Source organism: Actinomycetospora atypica, from assembly GCF_042653685.1.
Taxonomy (GTDB): domain Bacteria; phylum Actinomycetota; class Actinomycetes; order Mycobacteriales; family Pseudonocardiaceae; genus Actinomycetospora; species Actinomycetospora atypica.
Genome location: NZ_JBHSIV010000122.1, coordinates 1 through 503, shown reverse-complemented (window position 1 = coordinate 503; position 503 = coordinate 1). Strand labels below are relative to the sequence as shown.

Genomic DNA, 503 nt, shown 5'->3' with positions numbered 1-503 from the left:
GGTGGCGCCGAGGGCGAGTTCGCGGCGCAGCCGGGTGAGCTGGTCCTCGACGTCGCTGACTCGGGGCAGCAGCTCCGCGAGCTCGTTGTTGACGTCGCCGAGCCCGATCCGGACGTCCTCGCGGAGCTCGACGCGCAGGTCGGCGAGCCGGTTGTCGAGCTGGCGGCGGATGCGCTCGAAGTCGACCTCGCGCAGCTCGGTGATCTCCTCGCGAAGCGCGCGGAGCCGGCGGCCCAGTTCGTAGCGCTCGGCGCCGGCCCGTCCGCCGGAGGTGGGGTTCCCGGTGGGTTCGTCGTCGCCGGCCATCATCGGCCCAGCGGGCGGGCGTCGGTGAACTCGAAGGCCCGGGCGGCGTCGAGCAGCGGCTGGCGCCACCAGCGCGGCCAGAACGGGACCCGCGCCGCTGCGGTGCGTTCACGTGCGAGGCGCTCGTAGCCGGCCTCGAAGCGAACGACCGCGGGGTGGCGGGCCGGGCCGAGGATCAGGGCGGTGTTGGGGGGCAG

General features: G+C 75.1%; 2 protein-coding genes. Both read right to left on the bottom strand.

Annotated elements, in window-relative coordinates; all coding sequences use genetic code 11:
* The coding region (locus tag ACFPBZ_RS29595) for a hypothetical protein (RefSeq protein WP_378039678.1) at positions 1–309 on the bottom strand (309 nt) is incomplete at its 3' end.
* A partial coding sequence (locus tag ACFPBZ_RS29590) for a hypothetical protein (protein ID WP_378039677.1) occupies positions 306–503 on the bottom strand: 198 nt, incomplete at its 5' end. The genes ACFPBZ_RS29595 and ACFPBZ_RS29590, both read right to left, overlap by 4 nt.